Genomic DNA, 22,446 nt, shown 5'->3' with positions numbered 1-22,446 from the left:
GAGCCTTGTAGCGCCGCCGGTACGGCATGACCATGTTGAGTACGGGGTGGAGGCGGAACATGTCTCGGTGAGGTCGTCTCATCCGGTTCCGCGGTCACCACCAACACCTGGCATTCATCGATTCGCCAACGCCGGCCTTCGGCACGCTGTTGTTAACTCCCGTGCCCGGTCGCCATTCCATGCCAGGAAGTGAACGGCCGGGGCGGGCGTGGCGTTGCAATTCTGTTCTTTCGCTTTCGGTGCCGTGATATCGCCGTGGCAATACCGCGGTCACTCGATCCGTCGCTCGGGCCTGCGTGTCGATGAGGCAGGCGCAATCGCCGGGCGCTTGTCGCCCATCTGAGCGACTTCGGAATATAACAGCAATAGGTGGGTGCAGCAATTGACCTCAGCGGCCCGGGAGTGCGGTAGACTAGGGGTTTTCCACGGGTTCGACAGGAGTAGAGTGCATGGCCGAAGGGCGCGAGGTGCAGTGGGTGGAAGTCGCCGAGGGCCAGGTGGGTCAGCGCATCGATAATTTCCTGCGCACCCGTCTCAAGGGGGCCCCCAAGACCCTGGTCTATCGCATCGTGCGCAAGGGCGAGGTTCGGGTCAACAAGAAGCGGGTCAAGGCGGACTACCGCCTGGTCCTGGGTGATGTGGTGCGCATTCCGCCGCTGCGCCTGGCCCCCGAGGAGGCGGTGCGCGAGGTCAGCGAAAGCCTGCGCAACCTGCTGGCCGGCAATGTGTTGCTGGAGGGGCGTGACTGGCTGGTGATCAACAAGCCCTCGGGGCTCGCCGTGCACGGCGGTAGCGGGGTCAAGATCGGTTTGATCGAGGCGCTGCGCCAGGTGCGCGAGGATCTCGACTTCCTGGAGCTGGTGCATCGCCTGGATCGCGATACCTCCGGCTGCCTGTTGCTGGCCAAGTCGCGGCCGGCGCTGCTCTCCCTCAACAATGCCCTCAAGCAGCGCCAGATGGACAAGCAGTACCTGGCGCTGGTGGCCGGGCGCTGGCCGGCGCGGCGCGACTATGTGAGCGCGCGCCTCGACCGCTATGAGGCGGGCAACGGCGAGCGCCGGGTGCGGGTCGACCCGGAGGGCAAGGTGTCGCGGACCCGCTTCGCGGTGCGCGAGGCCTTCGGCGGCGCCACCCTGGTGGAGGCGGAGCCGGTCACCGGGCGCACCCACCAGATCCGCGTGCATGCCGCCCACGCCGGCCATCCGCTGCTGGGCGACGACAAGTATGGCTCCCGGGAGGGGGCGGTGCTGGCGCGGCGGCTGGGCCTGGGACGGCTCTTCCTGCATGCCGCCGCCCTGACCTTTCCCGAACCCACCAGCGGGCGCCCGGTGCAGATCAAGGCGCCCCTGGGGGAGGAGCTGGAGACGGTGTTGCGCCGTGCTCGCACCCTCTCCTGAGTTGAGGATCTCATGCGTTATCGACTGATTATTTTCGACTGGGACGGCACCCTGATGGACTCGGAGTCGCGGATCGTCGGCTGCATGCAGGCGGCGGCCCGGGATGCCGGCTGGGGCGAGCTTGCCGCCGACAGTGTCCGCGATATCATCGGCCTGGGGTTGCCGGAGGCGATCGCCAGGATGTGCCCGGGTATCGCGCCGGAGCAGGCCGAGCGGCTGCGCGAGCGCTATACCCACCACTTCGTCGCCGCCGACCACACGCCCATGGCGTTCTTCCCCGGGGTGGAGGAGGGCATCGCGCGGCTGCGCGGGCGCCCCGAGCAGCGCCTGGCGGTGGCCACCGGCAAGAGTCGTCGCGGCCTGAACCGGGTATTCGCCGCCAACGGCAGTGGCGCCTGGTTCCACGCCAGCCGCACCGCCGACGAGACCCGCTCCAAGCCCCACCCGCTGATGCTCGAGGAACTGCTGGAGGAGCTGGCGGTGCCGGTGGAGGAGGCGCTGATGGTGGGCGATACCGAGTATGACCTGGAGATGGCCCGGGCCCTGAAGATGGACCGTGTCGCGGTCACCTACGGAGTGCATGCCCCGGAGCGGCTGGCGGCGAGCCGGCCCACCTTCGTGGCCGAGCGCTTCGAGACGCTGATCGACTGGTTGCACCAGTGAATCGTGGATTGAGGAGCAGGATGCCATGAGTGATGACAAGCCCGATGATCGCTGGACCCAGGGCCCGGAAATCAAGCCCGGCGAGACGCCTCGGCAGGCGGCCGCCGGGAGCGGGGTGCCTTCCGGCGAGGATGCCGAGACCCTGCGCGAACGCCAGCGCCTGGCCCAGGTGGAGATGCTCGACCGCTGGGTGGGCGGGGTGCTGGCGGAGCAGCGCCGCTCGCGGCGCTGGACGCTGTTCTTCCGCTTCTTCTTCGCGGCGCTGATCCTCGCCTCCCTGGGCACCACCCTCTACGGGGTCTTCGTCGCCGGCCAGCCGGCGGCGATCACCGAGCGCCATCTGGGGGTGGTGGAGGTCAAGGGGGTGATCGACAGCGAGTCGCCGGCCAGCGCCGAGCGTATTATCGAGGGGCTCAACCGGGCCTGGGAGGCCGAGTCCGCGGCGGCGGTGGTGCTGCATATCGACAGTCCCGGGGGCAGCCCGGTGCAGTCCCAGCGCATCTACGAGGAGATTCGCCGCCTGGGCGAGCAGGGCGACAAGCCGATCTATGCGGTGATCGAGGATATCGGCGCCAGCGGAGCCTATTATATTGCCGCCGCCGCCGACGAGATCTATGCCGCCCCGGCCAGCCTGGTGGGCTCCATCGGGGTGATCTTCGCCAGCTTCGGGCTGGAGGAGGCCATCGAGCGCCTGGGCGTGGAGCGGCGGGTCTTCGCCGCCGGCGATAACAAGGCCTTCCTCGACCCCTTCTCGGCCATCGCCCCGGAGCAGGCGAGCTTCTGGCAGGAGGTGCTGGAGACCACCCACTGGCAATTTATCGAGGCGGTGCGCGAGGGGCGCGGCGAGCGCCTGGGTGACGATCCACAACTCTTCTCCGGCCTGGTGTGGAGCGGCGAGCAGGGGATCGAACTGGGGTTGGTGGACGGGCTGCAGAGCCTCGATGGCCTGGCCCGCGAGATGGGCATCGAGCGGATGCAGGACTACACCCCGCGCCTGGATCCCTTCGAGCGCCTGACCCGCCACTTCGGCCGCGTCGCCGCCGAGTGGGTCGGCCTGCCCACCACCCAGTCGCCGCTGCGCTACCAGCTCCCTTGACATGAGGGACGTCGGAAAGGTCGGTTTCGCTTCGCGCCGGGACGAAACCCCGGCGCTGCGCGAGCCGGCCTACGCGCTCGAAGCGGACCAAGGTCCCTCTTGCCGCTCGCAGACGCGCACGTTCTAAATCGACATCCCTGTCGATTTGCGCTATCCGGCTCGCTTCGCGTCGGCGTCCCGGCGAAGTCGCTCTCCGACCTTCCTCGACGTCGTATCCTGCGTGCTCCTGTCCCTTCTTCCAGGCACGCAGCGCCGGCCTTCCCTCTTCATCCTTATGTCAACGGATCCAGTCCCGCTTCCCGTAGCAGGGCGCAGAGGCGAATCAGCGGCAGGCCGATCAGGCTATTAGGGTCGTCGCCCTCCAGACGCTCGAAGAGGGTGATGCCCAGGCCTTCCATGCGGAAGCTGCCGGCGCATTCCAGGGGGCGCTCACGCTCGATATAGGTGGCGATCTCCGCCTCGCTCAGGCGGCGGAAGTGCACGTCGAAGGGCTCGTGGCAGACCCAGTGGCGGCCGGCGGCGGTATCCAGCAACGCCAGGCCGGTGAGAAAGCGCACACGATGCCCGGAGAAACGCGCCAACTGGGCTCGGGCGGCGGCCTCGTCGGCAGGCTTGCCGAGGATCTCGCCGTCGAACAGGGCGACCTGGTCAGAGCCGATGATCAGATGGGCCGGATAATCCTCGGCCAGGCGGCTGGCCTTGGCCAGCGACAGGCGATGTACCAGGGCCTGGGGGGACTCGCCCGGGCGTGGGGTCTCGTCGATGGCGGGGCTGGCCCAGGCGTAGGGGAGCTGCAGGCGGTCGAGCAGCTGGCGACGCCAGCGGGATTGCGAGGCCAGAACCAGTCGCGTCATAGGGGCTCCGTGTCGTTACGAGTGATCGCCCCTGGATGATTTAATCGGCCTTCGCTCGACAGGCGGCAATACGCGCTTTGACAGGGGCGGGGGGAGTGCCTATCATTGCGCGCCTATGTCCAAGACTCAACTCCCCCGACAGGTCGAGCCGCACCGGCTGGCCGCCAATGGTGAAAGCCTTCAGGGCCAGCTGGCGCTGGATGCCTTGTCGCGTTTGGTGGATGAGGCCGGTGCCCAGACGGGGCACTGCCAGGTGCGCCTCGACTTCGCCATCGACCCCCAGGGTCGACGCACCATCGAAGGCTGGCTCGAGGCCGAGGTCAGCCTGCCGTGTCGGCGCTGCCTGACGCCGATGGCGACCCGGGTCGAGAGCCATTTCCAGCTGGGGGTGGTCAGCGGCGACGCCCAGGCGGCGAACCTGCCCGGCTACCTCGAGCCGGTCTTGGTGGAGAACGAACAGCTGAACCTCCTGACGGTGGTCGAGGATGAACTCCTCCTGAGCCTGCCCCAGGTGGTTTACCACGATGAGGCGCAGTGCCGCGTCTCTCGCGACCAGCTGACCAGCGGGGCGGACTCCGAGGCCTCGGAAAAGCCTGCTGCCAGTCCTTTCGAGGTGCTACGCACCCTGAAAGGCAAACACTGATTTCATTGACGAAGCACTCTGGAGTGATACACCCATGGCTGTCCAACAGAACCGCAAGACCCGTTCCAAGCGCGGCATGCGTCGTAGCCACGACGCCCTGAGCGCCCCGGCCCTGTCCCAGGACAAGGAAACCGGCACCACTCACCTGCGCCACCACGTCTCCCCGGACGGCTTCTACCGTGGCCGCAAGGTCGTCGACGCTTAAGTCGGCGTCATCCTTGGCGACGCTCGACAGCCGGGCGTGAGACTCGCCATCGATGCGATGGGCGGGGACTTGGGTCCCCGTGCCACCGTGCAGGGGGCGGCCCTGGCCCTGGCGGCCAATCCCGCCCTCGATGTTTTCCTGTTCGGACCCGAACAGCGGCTCGCTGCCGAACTCGACGCCCTGCCCAAGCGGCTGGCGCGGTACGGCGCTCGCCTCTCCCTTTGCCACTCCCCCCATGTGATCGATCAGGCCATGCGGCCTTCGGCGGCCCTGCGTGCGCCTCGCGACACCAGCCTGGCCATGATGTTGGAGTGCGTGGCTCGAGGGCAGGCCGATGCCGGGGTCAGTGCCGGCAATACCGGGGCCCTGATGGCCCTGGCGCGCCGCGAGCTGGGCATGGTGGAGGGGATTCCGCGCCCCGCCATCAGTACCGCCATTCCGACGCGGCGTGGCGGCCATTGCTATCTGCTCGACCTGGGCGCCAACGTGGATGCGCCGGCGGCGCGGCTGGTGGATTTTGCCCGCCTCGGCGAGGCCATGGCGCGCTGTATCGATGGCCTGGCCGCGCCCCGGGTGGCGCTGCTCAACGTCGGGGTGGAGGGCACCAAAGGGCCGGCCAGCGTGCGCGAGGCGGATGCCCGGTTGCGCGAGTGGGCAGGCCTGGACTATCGCGGCTTCGTCGAGGGCGGCGATATCTTCGCCGGCGAGGTCGACGTGGTGGTCTGCGACGGCTTCGTCGGCAACGCGGTGCTCAAGGCCAGCGAGGGGTTGGCCAGGCTGCTGGTGGAGCGGGTGCAGCGGGCCTTCGAGACGCGCTGGAGTGGGCGCCTGGTGGCGGCCCTGGCGCGTCCGGCCCTGCGCCGGCTCAAGAGTGAGCTCGATCCGGTGCGCTACAATGGGGCCAGCCTGCTGGGCCTGAAGGGCATCGTGGTCAAGAGCCATGGCGGCGCCAGTGCCGAGGGCTTCGCCTATGCGGTGGCGCGGGCCGTCGAAGAGGGGCGCCGGGAGTTGCCGGGGCACCTGGAGCAGGCCCTGGGAGGCTGTCGGGCTTGACCGATCCGGGTGGGCGGTCGGCTATCGTCTCGGCCGCGGGCGACCGAGACGATAGCGGGATCGGAACCCGCTGAATCGACGAATAAAATACGCAAAGGTGATAGTCATGACCCAATCCTTGGCCCTCGTCTTCCCTGGGCAGGGTTCCCAGCAGGTCGGCATGCTGCGGGAGCTCGCCGAGCGCTACAGCGTGGTACGTACCACCTTCGAGGAGGCCTCGGAGGCCCTCGGCTACGACCTCTGGCATGTGGTGCAGGAAGGTCCCGCCGAGGCCCTGAATGCCACCGCCTGCACCCAGCCGGCGCTGCTGGCGTCCAGCGTCGCCACCTGGCGGGTCTGGCAGGAGCTGGAGGGGCCGCGTCCCAGTGCCATGGCCGGTCATAGCCTGGGCGAATACAGCGCCATGGTCTGCGCCGGGGTGATGACCTTCGCCGAAGGCATCAGGCTGGTGCGCCTGCGCGGCGAGGCGATGCAGGAGGCCGTGCCCGCCGGCGAAGGCGCCATGGCCGCGGTGCTGGGCCTGGAGAATGCCGCCGTGGAAACGGCCTGTCGCCAGGCCGCGGACGCTGGCGTGGTGGCTGCGGTCAACTATAATGCGCCCGGCCAGGTGGTGATCGCCGGGGCCAAGGCCGCGGTGGAGCGGGCCATCGCCCTGTGCCAGGAGGCCGGTGCCAAGCGGGCCCTGCCGCTGCCGGTGTCGGTGCCTTCCCACTGCGAGCTGATGCGTCCGGCCGCCGAACGTCTGGCCGCGGCCATGGAACGTATCGAGCTGCGCGCGCCCCGTTATACCGTGGTGCAGAACGTGGATGCCCGGGCTCACGATGACCTGAGCGTCCTGCGCACCCGCCTGGTGGAGCAGCTCTATCGTCCGGTACGCTGGACCGAGTGCGTCGAGGCCATGGCCGGCGAAGGCGCCGAGCTGTTCGTGGAGTGTGGCCCGGGCAAGGTGTTGACCGGTCTCGGCAAGCGTATCGTGCGGGGCAGCAAGGGGGTGGCTATCAATGATCCGGATAGCCTGGAAACGGCCCTCGAGCTGGCCCGCGAGTTGGCCGGTTAAGGCCCCATAACAACGACGACTCAAACTTTTTCAGGATTCACTATGACGAGCGAACGCAGAATTGCCCTGGTTACCGGCGCCAGTCGTGGCATCGGCCGCGCCATCGCCCATGAGCTGGGCCGCCAGGGCCGCATCGTGATCGGCACCGCCACCAGCGACTCGGGTGCCGAGCGGATCGCCGCCGACCTCCAGGCTCAGGGCATCGAAGGCACCGGCATGTGCCTGGATGTCACCGATCCGGCCAGCATCGAGGCGGTACTCAAGGCGATCAACGAGACCTATGGGGCGCCCACCATCCTGGTCAATAACGCCGGCATCACCCGCGACAACCTGCTGATGCGCATGAAGGAAGACGAGTGGGATGCGGTGATGGACGCCAACCTCAAGTCGGTCTACCGGGTCAGCAAGGCGTGCCTGCGCGGCATGACCAAGGCGCGCTTCGGTCGCATCGTCAATATCAGTTCGGTGGTGGCCACCATGGGCAACCTGGGTCAGGCCAACTATGCCGCCGCCAAGGCGGGCATGGAGGGCTTCGCCCGTGCCCTGGCCCGGGAAGTGGCGAGCCGCGCCATCACCGTCAATTCGGTGGCCCCGGGCTTTATCGCCACCGACATGACCGAGGCCCTGCCCGAAGCACAGCATGAGGCCCTGCTCACCCAGATTCCCCTCGGCCGGCTCGGCCAGCCCGAGGAGATCGCCGCCGCCGTGGGTTTCCTGACCAGCGAGGCGGCGGGCTATATCACCGGCGAGACCCTGCAGGTCAACGGCGGGATGAATATGCGCTGATCCATCCGGGGGACGCATCTGTTGCGTCCCTCAGGTGCGGTCTATAAACTACCCCGCAGCTTCGCTTGCGGATTTCGTACGGGGTTCCGTGCGGCTTATTTGAACGATTGGAGTGACTTGAGAATGAGCACTATCGAAGAGCGCGTGAAGAAGGTTGTGGCCGAACGCCTGAACGTCAAGGAAGAAGATATCCAGAACACCTCTTCCTTCACCGAAGACCTGGGTGCCGACTCCCTGGACACCGTGGAACTGGTGATGGCGCTCGAAGAGGAATTCGACACCGAAATCCCCGACGAAGAGGCCGAGAAGATCACTACCGTTCAGGAAGCGATCGACTACGTCAACGCCCACCAGTAAGCCTGGGTGTGCCGCCTTCGCGGCGGCGTAACGGAGCCCCGTCAGGCTTCGTCGCGGGAGTCGTCCTGGTTCAGGGCGGCTCCCGCGCGTTTTTGCGCTCCGGTCAGTGACGACTCCCCATCCCATGCGGGGCGTTGGTCGGGTATAATGCGCGCAGATGCGGCACGCTGCCGGTAGTAGCGTCTTGGCCGTGCCACCCAACACGTCTGGAGGAAAGCAGATGCCTCGTAGAAGGGTCGTGGTGACCGGGCTCGGTCTGGTGACACCCGTAGGTAACAGCGTCAAGGAAAGCTGGGACAATATCGTTGCCGGCAAGAGCGGGATCGCCCCCATCGAGCACTTCGATGTGAGCGGTTTCAATACCCGCTTCGGGGGGTCGGTCAAGGACTTCGATGTGAGTCCTTATATGAACCCCAAGGATGCCCGCAAGATGGACCTGTTCATCCAGTACGGCATCGCCGCGGGATCCCAGGCCATCGAGGATGCCGGCATCGAGTGTGGCGAGGCCAATGCCCACCGCATCGGCGTGGCCATCGGCTCCGGCATCGGCGGCCTGCCGATGATCGAGCACAACCATAATGCCCTGAACAAGGGCGGCGCACGACGCATCTCGCCCTTCTTCGTGCCGGGCTCCATCATCAATATGATCTCCGGCAACCTGGCCATCCAGCATGGCTTCCAGGGCCCCAATATCGCCATCACCACCGCCTGCACCACCGGCACCCATAACATCGGCTATGGGGCGCGCACCATCGCCTACGGCGATGCCGACGTGATGGTCTGTGGCGGCGCCGAGATGGCCACCACCCCCCTGGGGCTGGGCGGTTTCTCCGCGGCCCGGGCGCTCTCCACCCGCAACGATGATCCCCAGGCCGCCAGCCGTCCCTGGGACCGCGACCGCGACGGCTTCGTGCTCTCCGACGGTGCCGGGGTGCTGGTGCTGGAAGAGTACGAGCACGCCAAGGCCCGCGGTGCCACCATCTATGCCGAGGTGGCCGGCTTCGGCATGAGCGACGACGCCTACCATATGACGGCGCCGCCGGAGGACGGCAGCGGCGCGGCGGCCGCCATGCGCAACGCCATCCTGGATGCCGGTATCGATGCCTCCCGCGTCGATTACATCAATGCCCACGGCACCTCCACCCCCGCCGGGGACCTGGCCGAGAGTCGTGCCGTGGAGCGGGTGATGGGCGAGGCCGCCAAGTCGGTGGCGGTGAGCTCCACCAAGTCGATGATCGGCCACCTGCTGGGCGCCGCCGGGGCGGTGGAGGCGGTGTTCAGCATCCTGGCGATTCGCGACCAGGTGGCGCCGCCCACCATCAACCTGGACAACCCCCAGGAGGGCTGCGTGCTCAACTATGTGCCCCAGAGTGCCCAGGAGAAGCGTATCGAGGTGGCCCTGTCCAACTCCTTCGGCTTCGGTGGCACCAACGGCTCCCTGGTCTTCACCCGCGTCTAGGCTCGCCCATGTGGGAGGATGCCCAGGCCCCGCTGCCCCTGGATGACCGGGGGCTCGCCTATGGCGACGGCCTCTTCGAGACGGTGCTGGTGCGCGATGGCCGGCCGCTGCTCTGGGAGGCCCATCTGGCGCGCCTGGCCCGGGGCTGCGAGCGGCTCGGCTTCGCCATGCCCGAGGGCCTGGAGGCCCTGCCGGCCCAGGCCGGGGTCGGCCTCAAGGTACTCAAGCTGATCGTCACCCGGGGCGGGGGAGGGCGGGGCTACCTGGCGCCCGAGACACCCAGCCCGCGGCTGCGCTGGCAGCTCAGTGACTTCGTCCCCCGCCCCGAGCGCTGGAGCGGGGTGCGGGCGCGCCACTGCGCCCTGCGCCTGGGCATTCAGCCGGCCCTGGCCGGGCTCAAGCACCTCAACCGGCTGGAGAATGTCCTGGCCCGCGGCGAGTGGTCGGACCCGGCCATCGCCGAGGGGCTGCTCTGCGACAGCGACGGCCGGCTGGTGGAGGCCACCTGCATGAACCTGGTGTGGCGTCGGGGCGGGCGGCTCGAGACGCCGGACCTGAGCCGCTGCGGCGTGGCCGGCACCCTGCTGGCCGAGCTCGGCGCGCGCCACCCCATTCATCGGGTGCGTGTCGGCCCCGAGGTGCTGGAGGAGGCCGAGGCGGTGTGGCTGCTCAACTCGGTGCAGGGGGTCTGGCCCCTGGTCCGGCTCGACGCCGCCGATGGCCGCTGCCTCAAGCGCTGGTCCCCGGGGGCGGTGCTGGGCGAGCTGCCGGCCCTGGCGCATCCGCTGCTGGGTTATCCTGCCCCCTGATCCTGCCATCTTTTGAGGTGTGTTCCATGCGTGTGGTGAAACTCCTGGCGATCCTGCTGGCACTGGGTGCGGCCCTGCTGGTGGGAGGCCATTACTATTGGCAGAGTCGACTCGCGGCGCCCATCGCTATCGACGAGCCGACCCTCTATGAGGTGCCCCGGGGAGCTGGCTACCATCGGGTGGTAAGCGAGCTCGCCGCCGGCGAGATCATCGCCGACGAGTGGGCCTTTCGCCTGTTGACCCGGCTGGAGCCGGAGAACGTACCCCAGTTGAGGGTCGGCGAATATATGCTCGAGCCGGGCATGAGCGGGCGCGAGCTGATCAGTCTGCTGGGCAGCGATCGGGTGGTCACCTACCCGCTGACCATTCCCGAGGGCTGGACCTTCCGCCAGTTGCGCCAGGCCCTGGCCGAGGCGCCCAAGCTGGCCCAGGAAACCGCCGAGCTTGGCGATGACGAGATCATGGCCCTGCTGGGCCGTGAAGGGGAGCATCCCGAGGGCTGGTTCTTCCCCGATACCTACCGCTACCACAAGGGGCTCAGCGACCTGGAGATCCTGCAGCAGGCGCATCGTCGCATGGAGACCCTTCTCGAGGAGGTGTGGGCCGAGCGGGTCGATGACCTGACCCTCGACACCCCCTATGAGGCGCTGATCATGGCCTCGCTGATCGAGCGGGAGACCGGGGCGCCGGAGGAGCGTCGCGAGATCGCCGGCGTCTTCAAGCGACGCATGGAGCGGGGCATGCGGTTGCAGACCGATCCCACCGTGATCTACGGCATGGGCGAGCGCTACGAGGGGCGCATTACCTATGCCGACCTGCGCGAGACGACCCCCTACAACACCTATGTGATCGATGGCATGCCGCCCACCCCCATCGCCATGCCGGGGCGGGCCGCCCTGGAGGCGGCGGTGAACCCGCTGCCCGGCGAGACCCTCTATTTCGTGGCCCGGGGCGACGGCACCCATCACTTCTCGCGCAGCCTGCGCGAGCACAATAACGCGGTGAACCGCTATATCCGCAACCGGTAACATCGCACACACTCGAGCCAAGGAGCCCTTATGTCGAGGCGCGGACGCTTTATCACCCTGGAGGGCGGCGAGGGGGTCGGCAAGACCACCAATGGCGCCCTGATCCGCACCTGGCTGGAGGCCCGGGGCATCGAGGTGGTGGCCACCCGGGAACCCGGCGGCACCCCCGGCGCCGAGCGCATCCGCGAGCTGCTGCTGGCCACGGATGGCGACGACCCCCTGTGCGATGACGCCGAGCTGCTGCTGGTCTTCGCCGCCCGGGCCCAGCACCTGGCCCGCAAGATCCGCCCGGCCCTGGAGCGCGGCGCCTGGGTGCTCTGCGACCGCTTCACCGATGCCACCTATGCCTACCAGGGCGCCGGCCGCGGCGGCGACATGACGCAGATCGCCGCCCTCGAACATCTGGTGCAGGGCGAGCTGCGCCCCGATCTGACCCTGCTGCTGGATATGCCGCTGGCCGCCTCCCAGGCGCGCCTGGCGGGTCGTCTGGCGGCCCAGGGCGGCGAGCGCGATCGCTTCGAGCAGGAGCGCGGCGCCTTCTTCGAGCGGGTGCGCCGGGGCTACCTGGCCCGGGCCCAGGCGGAGCCGGCGCGGATCACGGTGATCGATGCTGCCCGCCCCCTGGAGCGGGTCCAGGCCGATATCCTCGCGCGCCTGGAAGCCGAGGTGGCGGCATGGCGCTGATGCCCCGGCCGCTGCCCTGGCAGCAGGAACTCTGGCGCGGGCTGGTCGCCCGTCAGGATGCCGGGCGCCTGCCCCATGCGCTGCTCCTGGCCGGGGTGCCGGGGGTGGGCGGCGAGGCCCTCGCCGAGGCCCTGGTGGCGCGCAGCCTCTGCCAGGCCCCGGGGGAGTTCGCCTGCGGCGAGTGTCACGGCTGCGCCATGCTGGTCTCCGGCTATCATCCCGACCTGATGCGCGTGAGCCCCGCCGAGAAGAGCCGGCTGATCCGCATCGATGCGATCCGCGAGGTCAACGCCTTCGTTACCCAGACCGCCCAGCAGGGCGGCTACCGGGTGATCGTGCTGGCCCCGGCGGAGGCCATGAACCTGGCCGCCGCCAATGCCCTGCTCAAGAGCCTGGAGGAGCCGGGGGGGCGCACCCTGTTTATCCTGCTGGCGGAGGTGCCGTCGCGGATCCTGCCCACCATTCGCTCCCGCTGTCAGCAGCTCGCCCTGGGGCTGCCCGAGCCGGCGCCGGCCCGGGAGTGGCTGGGCCGCGAGCTGGGGGACCCGGAGCAGGCCGACTTCTGGTTGCGGGTGGCGGGCGGCGCGCCCCTGCTGGCCCGCTCCCTGGCTGCCCCCGAGGCCCGCGCCCTGCGCCAGGACCTCCACGAGGCCTTCGACGCCCTGGTGCGCGGCGCCGAACCGGTGGCGGAGGCCAGCCGGCTGGGTAGCCATCCGCTGGAGCAACTGCTGTGGTATGGTATCGACTGGCTCGAGGACCTGATTCGCTTCGGCCTCTCCGGGGACGAGCGGCGCCTGCGCAACCCGGACCTGCTAGCCCTCTATCGCCAGGCGGTCAAGAACGCTAGGGTCCAGGACTGGTTTCGCCTGCTGGACTACGCTCGAGAACAACGGCGCCTGGTGGCCAGTGGCGGCAACCCCAATCCCCAGCTGGCCCTCGAGGCCTGGCTGATTCGCTGGTCGGCGCTGCTGCGCTCCTGACTTTTCCCTGCCGGAGGCGTGCCATGAGTGGACAGAAGGCCCTGTCGTTGACGATTCATGATGTGCCGACCCTGCTGTCGGCCTATATGCCCTCCCTGGAGCGGGGCGGCATCTTCGTGCCCACCAAGGAGCGCTACGAGCTGGGGCAGGAGGTCTTCCTGCTGCTGACCCTGCCCGGTGAGAGCGAGCGCCTGCCGGTCACCGGCCAGGTGGTGTGGATCTCGCCGCCGGGAGTCAGCGGGCGACGGGTGCCGGGCATCGGCGTGCATTTCCGCGCCGAGGACCAGGCGGTGCGCGACCGCATCGAGACCCATCTGGCCGGCCAGCTCGACACGGGCGCGCCGACCTACACCCTCTAACGCCAGAAGCGCGTCATTATTGGTTATCGCCTGCCGATATCGTCGGCACGATAGGATTTTTCTTTTCGGTGTTTCTCCCATGTTTGTTGATTCCCACTGCCATCTCGACCGCCTCGACCTGAGCGCCCACGACGGTGACCTGGGGGCCGCCCTGGCGGCCGCCCGGGCCCGGGACGTGCGCCAGTTCCTGGCCATCGCCGTGACCCTCGACGAGGTGCCCGGCATCGCCGAGATCGCCCGCGCCCACGACGACGTGGTGATCTCCGCCGGCGTGCACCCGTTGCACGGCGTCGCCCGCGAGCCCGAGGTGAGCGATATCGTCGAATGCGCCGAGCGCTACGCCGCCGTGGCCATCGGCGAGACCGGCCTCGATTACCACTACCTGGACAAGACCCCGGAGAAGGTGCCCTCCCGGGAGCGCCAGCTCGAGCGCTTCCGTCGCCACCTGGTGGCGGCCCGAGAGCTGGAGTTGCCGGTGATCATCCATACCCGGGAGGCCCGGGAGGACACCCTGGCACTGATCCGCGACGAGGTGGACCCGGCGGTGGGCGGCGTGCTGCACTGCTTCACCGAGGACCTGGACATGGCCCGGGAGGCGGTGCGCCACGGCTTCTATGTGTCGCTCTCCGGCATCGTCACCTTCCGCAACGCCGGCGCCATCCGCGAGCTGGCCCGGCGCATCCCCCTGGACCGGCTGCTGATCGAGACCGACAGCCCCTACCTGGCCCCGGTGCCCCACCGCGGCAAGCCCAACGAGCCCCAGTGGGTGGTGGAGGTGGCCGAGGCGATCGCCACCGAACGCGGCATCAGCGTCGACGAGGTGGCCATGCAGACCACTGCCAACTTCTATCGACTGTTCCGCGCCGCCGCCCCGGAGGCCCCCGCCGAGGTGCGCCAGTCGCTGGCCCAGGCGGGCCTGATCTAGCAGTCTGTCGGACTTAACACTGATCGACTGCGAATCCCGGGCTTTCGGCCAACTTCATTCGATCCATTTCGTTAAATAGCTCGCTATTCGCCTCAATCGATCGATAAATTTGACTCGAAAGCCGTGATCCTCGTGACGATCGGCTAAACCCGACAGACTGCTAGGCTGGTCCCGACCCGGTCGTCATGTCCTGATAAAAGGAGCCGCCCCATGTCCCTGGAACCCCTGCTGGCCCATCTGGCGCCCCCGGGATCGTCGCCGCCCCTGGAGCGTTGGGATCCGCCCCTGTGCGGCGACATGGACCTGGAGATCGACGCCGAGGGCCACTGGATCCACGAGGGGACGCCGATCCGTCGGGCGGCCCTGGTGCGCCTGCTGGCCAGCGTGCTGCGCTGCGAGGCGGACGGTCACCACTACCTGGTGAGCCCCGAGGAGAAGTGGCGGATCCGGGTGGTGGATCGGCCGCTGCTGATCGTCGACGCCGACCGGGACGAAACCGGCGACTGGTGGCTGACCACCCAGGTGGGGGAGCGAGTGCGCCTGGACGGCGACCACCCCTTGACCCTGAGCCGGACCCCCGACGGCGCCCGGGTGCCGGAGCTGGCCCTGCGCCACGGGCTCTGCGGGCGTCTCAATCGGCCGCTCTTCTACCGCCTGGTGGAGGCCGCCGAGAGCCGCCGGCAGGGCGAGATCCTGGCCCTGGGGCTGACCAGCGGTGGTCACTGGCATCCCCTGGGCTGCCTCGACGCGGACGGGAACGAGGTGGCATGCGACTGACCGAGGAGCAGCGGGCGGTGGTCGCCCACCGGGACGGGCATGCCCGGGTCGCCGCGGTGGCCGGGGCCGGCAAGACCACCACCCTGGTGGCCCGGGTGCTGGAGCTGCTGGCCCGGGGCGTGCCGCCGGAGCGAGTGCTGGTGTTGATGTTCAATCGCTCGGCGCGGGAGGATTTCACCGCCAAGCTGGCCCGCCATGCCCCCGCCGGCCAGGCGCTGCCGGACGTGCGCACCTTCCACTCCCTGGGCCACCGCCTGACCCAAAGTCTGACTCGCTGGGGCGTGCTGGCGCCCCGTCAGTTGCTCACCCAGGAGTGGCAGCGCGAGCGCCTGCTGCGCCAGGCGACCCTCCAGGCCCTGGGGGAGGGGACGGAGGTCGAGGGCGCCCTGGAGCCGGAGACCCTGGAGGCCTTCGGCCACTTCTGCGAACTGGTCAAGGCCGAGCTGGTGGCCCCGGAACGGCTCTACGAGCGGCTCGCCCTGGGGCCCGAGACGCGCCACTTCGTCGCCGCCTACGGCCATGCCGAGCAACTGCTCGGCGACCATGGTCAGATGACCTATGCGGACCTGCTCTATCGCCCCCTGACGGCGCTGGCGGCGGATCCGCGCCTCCAGGCCCGGGTCCAGGGTTACCTCGATCAGGTGATCATCGACGAGTACCAGGACATCAATGCCGCCCAGCAGCGCCTGCTGGCGATGCTGGCCGGCGACCGGGCGGCGGTGATGGCGGTGGGGGATGCCAACCAGTGCATCTATGAGTGGCGGGGCGCTCATCCGGACACCATGCTCGAGGACTTCACCGCCACCTTCGGCGCGGCCCGGGACTATCCGCTCTCCACCACCTTCCGTCACGGTCATGCCCTGGCCCTGGCCGCCAACCATGCCATCGCCGCCAACCGGCGCCGCCCGAATCAGCTCTGCCTGGCGGCCCCGGAGAATCCCCGGACCCGCCTCGACCTGGCCCAGGGCAGCGCCCGCCTGGTCGAGGCCCTGGGCGACTGGCGGGGTGGGGGCCGTGGCCTCGACGAGGCCTGCGTGCTGGTGCGCAGCTGGGCGCTCTCGGTGCCGGTGCAGCTGGCGCTGCTGCGCGCCGGCATTCCCTTCCGGCTGAGCCGGGAGGATCGCTTCGTCTTCCGCCTGCCCCTGGTGCAGGCCCTGGCCGGCTACCTGGAGGTGGCCCGGGACGGGCGCCATCTGCGCGACCCCGAGCGCCTCGCCCTGCTGTTCGCCCAGCCGACCCCCTTCGTGCCCCATGAGCGCCTGCATGCCCTGGTGCGCCACCTGGCCGAGACCCAGGCCTACCCGGAGCGCCATGATCCGCTGCTGGCCGGCCTCAAGCCGATCCAGCGGCGCAACCTCAAGCGGCGCTGGGAGCTGCTCTGCGACCTGCCGAAGCGGGGGCGCTGGCCGGCGGATCGCCTCTTGACCCATGTGGTGGAGCGCCTGGATGCCGAGAAGGTGCTCAAGCGCGCCGCGGCACGCCGCGAGAAGGGCGAGGAGGACGTGCGCCTGCTGGACGTGCTGGTGGAGCAGGCCGCCGAGCTGGGCAGCGACCCGGAGGCCTTTATCGCCCTGTTGCGCAGCCCGGTGGAGAACCGCGACGATGGGGTGCTGATCACCACGGTGCATGGCGCCAAGGGGCTGGAGTGGCCCCTGGTGGCCCTGTGGGGCGCCAACGAGGAAGATTTCCCCCACTACAGTCGCGACAACCCCCTCGACGAGGCGCGCCTGGAGGAAGAGCGGCGCCTCTACTACGTGGCCATTACCCGGGCCCGGGAGCGCCTGCTGCTGCTCCACGACGGCGGCGAACACCCGCCCAGTCGCTTCCTCGCCGAGACCCACTGGGCCCAGTGCAACCGCCTGGCCGAGGCCCTGGCGGCGCCCCAGGCCATTACCGAGCCCTTGCCAGTCGCCGCGGCGCCGCTGGTGGCGGACTACCTGCGCCGCCAGGGCATCGAGCTGCCGCTGGCCGCCGAGGCGGCGACCGGGGTGGCCAGCCCCGCCGCCGACTACCGGGGCGAGGCGGCGCCGCGCCCCGGGCAGCGCCTGCGCCATGCGGTCTTCGGCGAGGGCGAGGTGCTGGTGGTGGAGGGAGAACCCCATGACCCGGTGATCGAGGTACGCTTTACCCAGGCCGGCCGACGACGCCTGATCGCCCGCCGTGCGCCCATCGAATGGTTACCGGGAGCCCCCGCATGACTCATCCGCTGATTACCGCCGACGAGCTGCACCGGTTGATCGAGACCGGGGCGCCGCCGCGCATCCTCGACTGTCGTGCCCGCCTGGGGGAGCCCGAGGCGGGGCGCCACCTGTGGCGGCAGGGTCACCTGCCGGGCAGCCAGCACCTGGACCTGGACCGCGACCTGGCGGCACCGCCGGGGGAGGGCGGGCGCCACCCCCTACCGAGTCGCGAGGCCTTTACGGCCAGCCTGCAACGGCTGGGCATCACCCCCGAGGTGCCGCTGGTGCTCTATGACGATATGGGGGGTCAACTGGCGGCGGCCCGGGCCTGGTGGATGCTGGCCTGCTGGGCGGGGCATCCGGCGGTGCGGGTGCTGGACGGCGGTCTGTCCGCCTGGCAGGCCGCCGGCGGGGACTTGGATATCGGGGCGGAAAGCGGGGCGGAGAGCGAGGCGCCGGCGGTCGAGCCCGGCGACTGGACACCGTCTTTTGATGACAGCGCCTGGGTCACGGCGGAAGACCTGCAGGCCGAGTCGCCGAGTCTGGTGGATGCCCGGGCCGAGGCACGCTTTCGCGGTGAGGAGGAGCCCATCGATCCGGTGGCGGGGCATATCCCCGGTGCCTGTTGTCATCCCAGCGCCGCCAACCTGACCGCCGAGGGGCACTTCCGGCCCGCCGCGGTGCTGGCCCGGGAGCTCCCCGAGGCCGAGGTCGGCTACTGCGGCTCCGGCGTCACCGCCTGCCACAATATTCTCGCCTACGCCGTGGCCGGGCGGCCGCTGCCGCGGCTCTACGCCGGCTCCTGGAGCGACTGGATCCGCGATCCCGACCGCCCCGTGGCCCATTAGGCAGGGGGCGCCATCGCCGCTACCTTTAATCTCGAAGGCGAGGCAAGGGTAACGGCCGATGAACTTTGCGCTGATCGGTGCGGCGGGCTATATCGCCCCGCGCCATATGCAGGCGATCCAGGCCACCGGACATGCGCTGGTGGCAGCCTACGATATCAACGACTCGGTGGGGATCATCGACTCCATCTCCCCCGACTGTGCCTTCTTCACCGAGTTCGAGTCTTTCCTCGAGTATGCCTGGCGGCTCAGGCGACAGGGGGAGCGCGCCCTGGACTACGTGGCGGTCTGTTCGCCCAATCATCTGCACAGTGCGCATGTGGTCGCCGGCTTGCAGCTGGGCTGCGATGTCATCTGCGAGAAACCGCTGGTGCCGTTGCCCGAACAGCTCGACGAGCTGGGCTGTGTGGAGGAGGAGACCGGGCATCGCGTCTACAGCATCATGCAGCTGCGCCACCATCCGGCGATCCATCAGCTGTGCACCAGGGTGCTGACGGAGGGGCGGGACACCAAGTACGACGTGGAATTGACCTATATCACCTCCCGGGGACCCTGGTACATGGCGAGCTGGAAGGGCGATCCCCGCAAGTCATTCGGCGTGGAGGCGGATATCGGCGTGCATTTCTTCGATATCCTGGCCCTGATCTTCGGTGGCCTGGAGCGCCTGGTGGTGCACTACCGCGATGCCCATAAGGTCGCCGGCTATCTGGAATACGCCACGGCCCGGGTGCGCTGGTTTCTCTCCATCGATGCCGCGGATCTGCCGGCGTCGCTGCGTGGCCACCGTCCCTCCTACCGGGCTATCGTCTGCGACGGCGAGGTCTTCGAGTTCTCCAGCGGCTTCGAGGATCTGCATATGATCAGCTATCGCGAGGTGCTGGCCGGGTGCGGCTTCGGCATCGAGACGGTTCGCCACAGCCTGGAAACGGTGCATGCCATCCGTCGGGCCACCCCCGAGCCGCCCGGCGACGACGAGGGCCATCCCCGGCTGCTGGCCCTGGTCCGGGATGGGCGGGTGTCATGGTGATGCCCTTCGTCGACCTGGCCGCCCAGCAGGCGCGGCTCAAGCCCCAGCTGGAGGCCGCCATCCTGGCGGTCCTGGCCCATGGCCGTTATGTGCTGGGGCCGGAGGTCACGGCGTTGGAGGCGCGCTTGGCGAAGCGGGTGGGGGTGGCTCACTGCATCACCTGCGCCAGTGGCAGCGATGCCCTGCAGATCGCCCTGCGGGGGCTCGGTATCGGGCCGGGGGACGAGGTGATCGTGCCCGGGTTCAGCTTCGTTGCCACGGCCAGCAGCGTGGCCCTGACCGGGGCCCGGCCGGTCTATGTGGATATCGAGCCTCACGGCTGCCTGCTCGATCCTGCCCGAGTCGAGGCGGCGATCACGCCACGCACCCGGGCCATCATGCCGGTCTCGTTATTTGGCCAGTGTGCCGAGATGGAGCGCCTCGGCGCACTGGCCGAGGCGCATGGCCTCGAGGTGGTGGAGGATGCTGCCCAGAGTTTCGGTGCCAGCCGCCATGGGCGCCCCTCCTGTGCCCTGAGCCGGGCCGCGGCCACCAGCTTCTTTCCCAGCAAGCCGCTGGGGGCCTATGGGGATGGCGGGGCGATGTTCACCGATGAGGATGACCTGGCGGACTGCCTGCGCAGCCTGGCGCGTCACGGGGAGGCGGGGCGTCATTATCACCCACGCCTGGGCCTCAACAGTCGCCTGGACACGCTCCAGGCCGCGATCCTGCTGGTCAAGCTCGAGGTGTTCGACGAGGAGGTGAGGCTGCGCCAAACGGCAGCCGCGCGCTACGATCGCCTGCTGGCCGACCTGCCGGTGGAGCCGCTGCTGGTGGCGCCGGGCAACACCAGTGTGCATGCCCAGTACAGCCTGCAGGTGGGCGAGCGCGACCGGGTCCAGGCGTGCCTGGCCGAGGCGGGGGTTCCCACCGCCGTGCACTATCCGGTGCCGCTGCATCGCCAGCCGGCCCTGGCCGATCCCCGCTGTCACCTGCCGGTCAGCGAGGCGGTGTGCGAGCGGATCCTCAGCCTGCCCATGCACCCTTACCTGGAGGAAGGGCAGCAGCGGGTGGTTGATGCCCTGTGCGACGCCTTGTCGGGCTGAGGGGGAAGACGCGGCTACACCGCCCGGGCTAGGCCCGGAGGGTTAAGCCGTAAGCCGTAAGCCTGAAGCTGGAAGAAAAAATCGCCCCCAAGGCCTGGCCATGGGGGCGATTTGGTGCGAGGTCATCGGACGAGATGGGGGACGAGATGGGGGAGCGGGTTCGCCGCGTCGGGGTTTCGTCCCGGCGCTAAGCGAACCGCCCCGTCCGATGCCACCACCTCGTGCGGGGTTACATATTCGGATAGTTGGGCCCGCCGCCGCCTTCCGGCGCCACCCAAGTGATGTTCTGGGCCGGGTCCTTGATATCGCAGGTCTTGCAGTGCACGCAGTTCTGGAAGTTGATCTGGAACTGCGGCTTGCCGTCGTCGCCCTCCACCACTTCATAGACCCCCGCCGGGCAGTAGCGTTGCGCGGGTTCGGCATATTCCGGCAGGTTGTCGCGGATCGGCAGCGCCGGATCGGCCAGCTTCAGGTGGCAGGGCTGGTCCTCCTCGTGGTTGGTGTTCGACAGAAACACCGAGGAGAGCTTGTCGAAGGAGAGCTTGCCGTCGGGCTTGGGGTAGTCGATCTTCGCGAATTGGCTGGCCGGCTTGAGGGCGGCGTGATCCGGCGTGGTGTCGTGGACATTGGGCAGCTTGCCGCCGAGCAGCTGGTTGATGAAGTTGTAGGCGCCGCCGCCGACGGTGCCGTACTTGTGGATCGCCGGGCCGAAGCTGGCGGACTCCTCGAGTTCGGCGTAGGCCCAGCTGGCCTGCCACTTGTCGCTAAAGGCGGTCAGCTCGGCGCCACCCTCGTCGCCGGCCGCGATGGCTTCGAAGACCGCCTCGGCGGCCACCAGGCCCGACTTCATGGCGGTATGCAGGCCCTTGATCTTGGCGAAGTTGAGGGTGCCGGCGTCGCAGCCGATCAGCAGGCCGCCGGGGAAGGTCATCTTCGGCAGGCAGTTGAGGCCGCCCTTGGTGATGGCCCGGGCGCCGTAGGCGACCCGCTTGCCGCCCTCCAGGTGCTTGGCCAGTACCGGGTGGTGCTTCATGCGCTGGAATTCGTCGAAGGGCGACAGCCAGGGGTTCTGGTAGGAGAGGTCCATGATCAGCCCCACCACCACCTGGTGATTCTCGGCGTGATAGAGGAACCAGCCGCCATGGGTATGCTTGTCCAGGGGCCAGCCGGAGCCATGCAGCACCAGGCCGGGCTCGTGCTTGTCGGCGGGAATGTCCCACAGCTCCTTGAGGCCGATGCCGTAGTGCTGGGGGTCACGGCCGGCGGCCAGGTCATACTGCTCGATCAGCCGCTTGCCCAGGTGGCCCCGGGAGCCCTCGGCGAAGAGGGTGTACTTGGCGCGCAGCTCCATGCCGGGCATATGGCCGTCCTTGGGCTGGCCATCGGCACCCACGCCCATGTCGCCGATCAGGATGCCCTTGACCACGCCGTCCTCGACGAGCGTCTCCTGGGCGGCGAAGCCGGGGAAGATCTCCACCCCCAGGCCCTCGGCCTGCTCGGCCAGCCAGCGGCACAGGTTGCCGGCGCTGATCACATAGCGCGTGAGGTCGCCGCCGGTGTTATGCATCGACTTGGGCACCAGGGCGTTGGGCAGCTTCTGGGCCTTGTCGGCATCCTTGAGCAGGTAGACCTCGTCGCGGGTCGCCGGGGTGGTCAGGGGGGCGCCGCGGGCTTCCCAGTCGGGGAAGAGCTCGGCCAGGGCGCGGGGCTCGAAGACCGCCCCGGAGAGGATATGGGCGCCGACTTCCGAGCCCTTCTCCACCACGCACACCGTCAGCTCCTGGCCGGCCTCGCCCGCCTGCTGCATCAGCCGGCAGGCCGCCGCCAGGCCCGAGGGCCCGGCGCCGACGATTACCACATCGAAGTCCATCGAATCGCGTTCTACCTGTTCCACCTTGTTCTCTCCTCGAATGCGTCGGGAAACCCAGGGCCCCGGAAAAGCGTCACCGTCGCTTGAAAGTCACCATCCAAAGGGCGTTTCTCGTGTCGCCTGACGGCCTATTGTGCGGGATTCCGCCTGGCCTTGATAGGCCGTGACCCGTTCAGCGTAATTTAAAACGGTCGTTTGCTTCTAGTCTTCGGCCATGATATGCATAATAGAAATTCCGAGACACCCCTACCAAGGGCGACCTCGGGGGACGGCCAGGCGATGTCGGGGCTGTCCCAGGGCCGACTCA

The 22,446-nt window shown here is 68.9% G+C and carries 23 protein-coding genes; 21 read left to right on the top strand and 2 right to left on the bottom strand.

All coding sequences use genetic code 11. The annotated features are described in order from the left end of the window. The first annotated feature begins 449 nt into the window (after nucleotides 1-449). Genes ACQ1W9_RS12420 through sppA form a run of 3 tightly spaced genes read left to right on the top strand, consistent with a single transcriptional unit; the run spans nucleotide 450 to nucleotide 3,156 of the window. Nucleotides 450-1,397 carry an RluA family pseudouridine synthase gene (locus ACQ1W9_RS12420; protein ID WP_431023654.1) on the top strand — a complete coding sequence of 316 codons (948 nt, stop codon included), beginning with the start codon at nucleotides 450-452 and terminating at the stop codon, nucleotides 1,395-1,397. Nucleotides 1,398-1,409: 12 nt separating this feature from the next. Further along, on the top strand, nucleotides 1,410-2,060 hold the full coding sequence (locus ACQ1W9_RS12415) for an HAD family hydrolase (RefSeq protein WP_431023653.1): 651 nt from the start codon (nucleotides 1,410-1,412) through the stop codon (nucleotides 2,058-2,060). 25 nt (nucleotides 2,061-2,085) lie between these two features. After that, nucleotides 2,086-3,156 carry a signal peptide peptidase SppA gene (gene sppA / locus ACQ1W9_RS12410; protein ID WP_431023652.1) on the top strand — a complete coding sequence of 357 codons (1,071 nt, stop codon included), beginning with the start codon at nucleotides 2,086-2,088 and terminating at the stop codon, nucleotides 3,154-3,156. A gap of 272 nt (nucleotides 3,157-3,428) precedes the next feature. On the opposite strand, the gene ACQ1W9_RS12405 is transcribed toward sppA, so the two are convergent. After that, nucleotides 3,429-4,010, bottom strand: coding sequence for a Maf family protein (locus ACQ1W9_RS12405; RefSeq protein WP_431023651.1), 582 nt, complete (start codon nucleotides 4,008-4,010; stop codon nucleotides 3,429-3,431). Between the two features lie 115 nt (nucleotides 4,011-4,125). Here ACQ1W9_RS12405 and ACQ1W9_RS12400 point away from each other — a divergent pair, with 115 nt between their 5' ends. The 18 genes from ACQ1W9_RS12400 to ACQ1W9_RS12315 all read left to right on the top strand — a co-directional run bounded on the left by ACQ1W9_RS12400 (nucleotide 4,126) and on the right by ACQ1W9_RS12315 (nucleotide 20,269). Next, nucleotides 4,126-4,653: a YceD family protein gene (locus tag ACQ1W9_RS12400; protein ID WP_346063156.1), complete on the top strand. Its 528-nt coding sequence runs from the start codon at nucleotides 4,126-4,128 to the stop codon at nucleotides 4,651-4,653. A 34-nt stretch (nucleotides 4,654-4,687) separates the two neighbouring features. Further along, nucleotides 4,688-4,858, top strand: coding sequence for a 50S ribosomal protein L32 (gene rpmF, locus ACQ1W9_RS12395; protein ID WP_023005526.1), 171 nt, complete (start codon nucleotides 4,688-4,690; stop codon nucleotides 4,856-4,858). A gap of 36 nt (nucleotides 4,859-4,894) precedes the next feature. Then, on the top strand, nucleotides 4,895-5,911 hold the full coding sequence (plsX, locus tag ACQ1W9_RS12390) for a phosphate acyltransferase PlsX (RefSeq protein WP_431023650.1): 1,017 nt from the start codon (nucleotides 4,895-4,897) through the stop codon (nucleotides 5,909-5,911). Nucleotides 5,912-6,017: 106 nt separating this feature from the next. After that, nucleotides 6,018-6,968, top strand: coding sequence for an ACP S-malonyltransferase (gene fabD / locus ACQ1W9_RS12385; protein WP_431023649.1), 951 nt, complete (start codon nucleotides 6,018-6,020; stop codon nucleotides 6,966-6,968). A gap of 42 nt (nucleotides 6,969-7,010) precedes the next feature. Next, nucleotides 7,011-7,754: a 3-oxoacyl-ACP reductase FabG gene (gene fabG / locus ACQ1W9_RS12380; RefSeq protein ID WP_431023648.1), complete on the top strand. Its 744-nt coding sequence runs from the start codon at nucleotides 7,011-7,013 to the stop codon at nucleotides 7,752-7,754. Nucleotides 7,755-7,877: 123 nt separating this feature from the next. Next, nucleotides 7,878-8,111 carry an acyl carrier protein gene (acpP, locus tag ACQ1W9_RS12375; RefSeq protein WP_016414620.1) on the top strand — a complete coding sequence of 78 codons (234 nt, stop codon included), beginning with the start codon at nucleotides 7,878-7,880 and terminating at the stop codon, nucleotides 8,109-8,111. A gap of 220 nt (nucleotides 8,112-8,331) precedes the next feature. Next, nucleotides 8,332-9,570: a beta-ketoacyl-ACP synthase II gene (gene fabF / locus ACQ1W9_RS12370; protein ID WP_346063152.1), complete on the top strand. Its 1,239-nt coding sequence runs from the start codon at nucleotides 8,332-8,334 to the stop codon at nucleotides 9,568-9,570. Nucleotides 9,571-9,578: 8 nt separating this feature from the next. Then, nucleotides 9,579-10,379, top strand: a complete 801-nt coding sequence (gene pabC / locus ACQ1W9_RS12365; protein WP_431023647.1) for an aminodeoxychorismate lyase — start codon at nucleotides 9,579-9,581, stop codon at nucleotides 10,377-10,379. A 26-nt stretch (nucleotides 10,380-10,405) separates the two neighbouring features. Beyond that, entirely contained in the window at nucleotides 10,406-11,407 is a 1,002-nt protein-coding gene (gene mltG / locus ACQ1W9_RS12360) for an endolytic transglycosylase MltG (RefSeq protein WP_431023646.1), read from the top strand. A 30-nt stretch (nucleotides 11,408-11,437) separates the two neighbouring features. After that, a complete protein-coding gene (gene tmk, locus ACQ1W9_RS12355; RefSeq protein ID WP_431023645.1) occupies nucleotides 11,438-12,091 on the top strand; it encodes a dTMP kinase in 654 nt (217 codons plus the stop codon). Next, nucleotides 12,082-13,071, top strand: coding sequence for a DNA polymerase III subunit delta' (locus ACQ1W9_RS12350; RefSeq protein ID WP_431023644.1), 990 nt, complete (start codon nucleotides 12,082-12,084; stop codon nucleotides 13,069-13,071). The genes tmk and ACQ1W9_RS12350 overlap by 10 nt, the downstream gene beginning before the upstream one ends. 23 nt (nucleotides 13,072-13,094) lie before the next feature. After that, a complete protein-coding gene (locus ACQ1W9_RS12345) occupies nucleotides 13,095-13,430 on the top strand; it encodes a PilZ domain-containing protein (RefSeq protein WP_431023643.1) in 336 nt (111 codons plus the stop codon). Nucleotides 13,431-13,509: 79 nt separating this feature from the next. Then, entirely contained in the window at nucleotides 13,510-14,355 is an 846-nt protein-coding gene (locus ACQ1W9_RS12340) for a TatD family hydrolase (protein WP_431023642.1), read from the top strand. Between the two features lie 210 nt (nucleotides 14,356-14,565). Next, nucleotides 14,566-15,132 carry a DUF1285 domain-containing protein gene (locus tag ACQ1W9_RS12335; RefSeq protein ID WP_431023641.1) on the top strand — a complete coding sequence of 189 codons (567 nt, stop codon included), beginning with the start codon at nucleotides 14,566-14,568 and terminating at the stop codon, nucleotides 15,130-15,132. Continuing rightward, complete coding sequence (locus ACQ1W9_RS12330; RefSeq protein WP_431023640.1) at nucleotides 15,123-17,330, top strand: ATP-dependent helicase; 2,208 nt, start codon at nucleotides 15,123-15,125, stop codon at nucleotides 17,328-17,330. Before ACQ1W9_RS12335 ends, ACQ1W9_RS12330 begins: the two co-directional genes overlap by 10 nt. Further along, a complete protein-coding gene (locus tag ACQ1W9_RS12325) occupies nucleotides 17,327-18,160 on the top strand; it encodes a sulfurtransferase (RefSeq protein ID WP_431023639.1) in 834 nt (277 codons plus the stop codon). Before ACQ1W9_RS12330 ends, ACQ1W9_RS12325 begins: the two co-directional genes overlap by 4 nt. Nucleotides 18,161-18,218: 58 nt before the next feature. Then, nucleotides 18,219-19,184 carry a Gfo/Idh/MocA family protein gene (locus ACQ1W9_RS12320; protein WP_431023638.1) on the top strand — a complete coding sequence of 322 codons (966 nt, stop codon included), beginning with the start codon at nucleotides 18,219-18,221 and terminating at the stop codon, nucleotides 19,182-19,184. Then, nucleotides 19,178-20,269, top strand: a complete 1,092-nt coding sequence (locus ACQ1W9_RS12315; protein ID WP_431023637.1) for a DegT/DnrJ/EryC1/StrS family aminotransferase — start codon at nucleotides 19,178-19,180, stop codon at nucleotides 20,267-20,269. Before ACQ1W9_RS12320 ends, ACQ1W9_RS12315 begins: the two co-directional genes overlap by 7 nt. A gap of 229 nt (nucleotides 20,270-20,498) precedes the next feature. On the opposite strand, the gene ACQ1W9_RS12310 is transcribed toward ACQ1W9_RS12315, so the two are convergent. Then, nucleotides 20,499-22,163 carry an electron transfer flavoprotein-ubiquinone oxidoreductase gene (locus ACQ1W9_RS12310; protein WP_431023636.1) on the bottom strand — a complete coding sequence of 555 codons (1,665 nt, stop codon included), beginning with the start codon at nucleotides 22,161-22,163 and terminating at the stop codon, nucleotides 20,499-20,501. Nucleotides 22,164-22,446: the final 283 nt, after the last annotated feature.

The organism is Halomonas sp. H5 (assembly GCF_050613175.1).
In the GTDB taxonomy this organism is placed as follows: domain Bacteria; phylum Pseudomonadota; class Gammaproteobacteria; order Pseudomonadales; family Halomonadaceae; genus Bisbaumannia; species Bisbaumannia salifodinae.
Note: the sequence above shows the minus strand (reverse complement) of the source record. Positions and strands in the feature narration are given on the sequence as shown.

Excerpts from the sequence above, each read along its gene's own strand:
- ACQ1W9_RS12420 (WP_431023654.1), top strand. The coding sequence starts at position 450 with ATGGCCGAAGGGCGCGAGGTGCAGTGGGTGGAAGTCGCCGAGGGCCAG.
- ACQ1W9_RS12415 (WP_431023653.1), top strand. The coding sequence starts at position 1,410 with ATGCGTTATCGACTGATTATTTTCGACTGGGACGGCACCCTGATGGAC.
- sppA (WP_431023652.1), top strand. The coding sequence starts at position 2,086 with ATGAGTGATGACAAGCCCGATGATCGCTGGACCCAGGGCCCGGAAATC.
- ACQ1W9_RS12405 (WP_431023651.1), bottom strand. The coding sequence starts at position 4,010 with ATGACGCGACTGGTTCTGGCCTCGCAATCCCGCTGGCGTCGCCAGCTG.
- ACQ1W9_RS12400 (WP_346063156.1), top strand. The coding sequence starts at position 4,126 with ATGTCCAAGACTCAACTCCCCCGACAGGTCGAGCCGCACCGGCTGGCC.
- rpmF (WP_023005526.1), top strand. The coding sequence starts at position 4,688 with ATGGCTGTCCAACAGAACCGCAAGACCCGTTCCAAGCGCGGCATGCGT.
- fabD (WP_431023649.1), top strand. The coding sequence starts at position 6,018 with ATGACCCAATCCTTGGCCCTCGTCTTCCCTGGGCAGGGTTCCCAGCAG.
- fabG (WP_431023648.1), top strand. The coding sequence starts at position 7,011 with ATGACGAGCGAACGCAGAATTGCCCTGGTTACCGGCGCCAGTCGTGGC.
- acpP (WP_016414620.1), top strand. The coding sequence starts at position 7,878 with ATGAGCACTATCGAAGAGCGCGTGAAGAAGGTTGTGGCCGAACGCCTG.
- fabF (WP_346063152.1), top strand. The coding sequence starts at position 8,332 with ATGCCTCGTAGAAGGGTCGTGGTGACCGGGCTCGGTCTGGTGACACCC.
- pabC (WP_431023647.1), top strand. The coding sequence starts at position 9,579 with ATGTGGGAGGATGCCCAGGCCCCGCTGCCCCTGGATGACCGGGGGCTC.
- mltG (WP_431023646.1), top strand. The coding sequence starts at position 10,406 with ATGCGTGTGGTGAAACTCCTGGCGATCCTGCTGGCACTGGGTGCGGCC.
- tmk (WP_431023645.1), top strand. The coding sequence starts at position 11,438 with ATGTCGAGGCGCGGACGCTTTATCACCCTGGAGGGCGGCGAGGGGGTC.
- ACQ1W9_RS12350 (WP_431023644.1), top strand. The coding sequence starts at position 12,082 with ATGGCGCTGATGCCCCGGCCGCTGCCCTGGCAGCAGGAACTCTGGCGC.
- ACQ1W9_RS12345 (WP_431023643.1), top strand. The coding sequence starts at position 13,095 with ATGAGTGGACAGAAGGCCCTGTCGTTGACGATTCATGATGTGCCGACC.
- ACQ1W9_RS12340 (WP_431023642.1), top strand. The coding sequence starts at position 13,510 with ATGTTTGTTGATTCCCACTGCCATCTCGACCGCCTCGACCTGAGCGCC.
- ACQ1W9_RS12335 (WP_431023641.1), top strand. The coding sequence starts at position 14,566 with ATGTCCCTGGAACCCCTGCTGGCCCATCTGGCGCCCCCGGGATCGTCG.
- ACQ1W9_RS12330 (WP_431023640.1), top strand. The coding sequence starts at position 15,123 with ATGCGACTGACCGAGGAGCAGCGGGCGGTGGTCGCCCACCGGGACGGG.
- ACQ1W9_RS12325 (WP_431023639.1), top strand. The coding sequence starts at position 17,327 with ATGACTCATCCGCTGATTACCGCCGACGAGCTGCACCGGTTGATCGAG.
- ACQ1W9_RS12320 (WP_431023638.1), top strand. The coding sequence starts at position 18,219 with ATGAACTTTGCGCTGATCGGTGCGGCGGGCTATATCGCCCCGCGCCAT.
- ACQ1W9_RS12315 (WP_431023637.1), top strand. The coding sequence starts at position 19,178 with ATGGTGATGCCCTTCGTCGACCTGGCCGCCCAGCAGGCGCGGCTCAAG.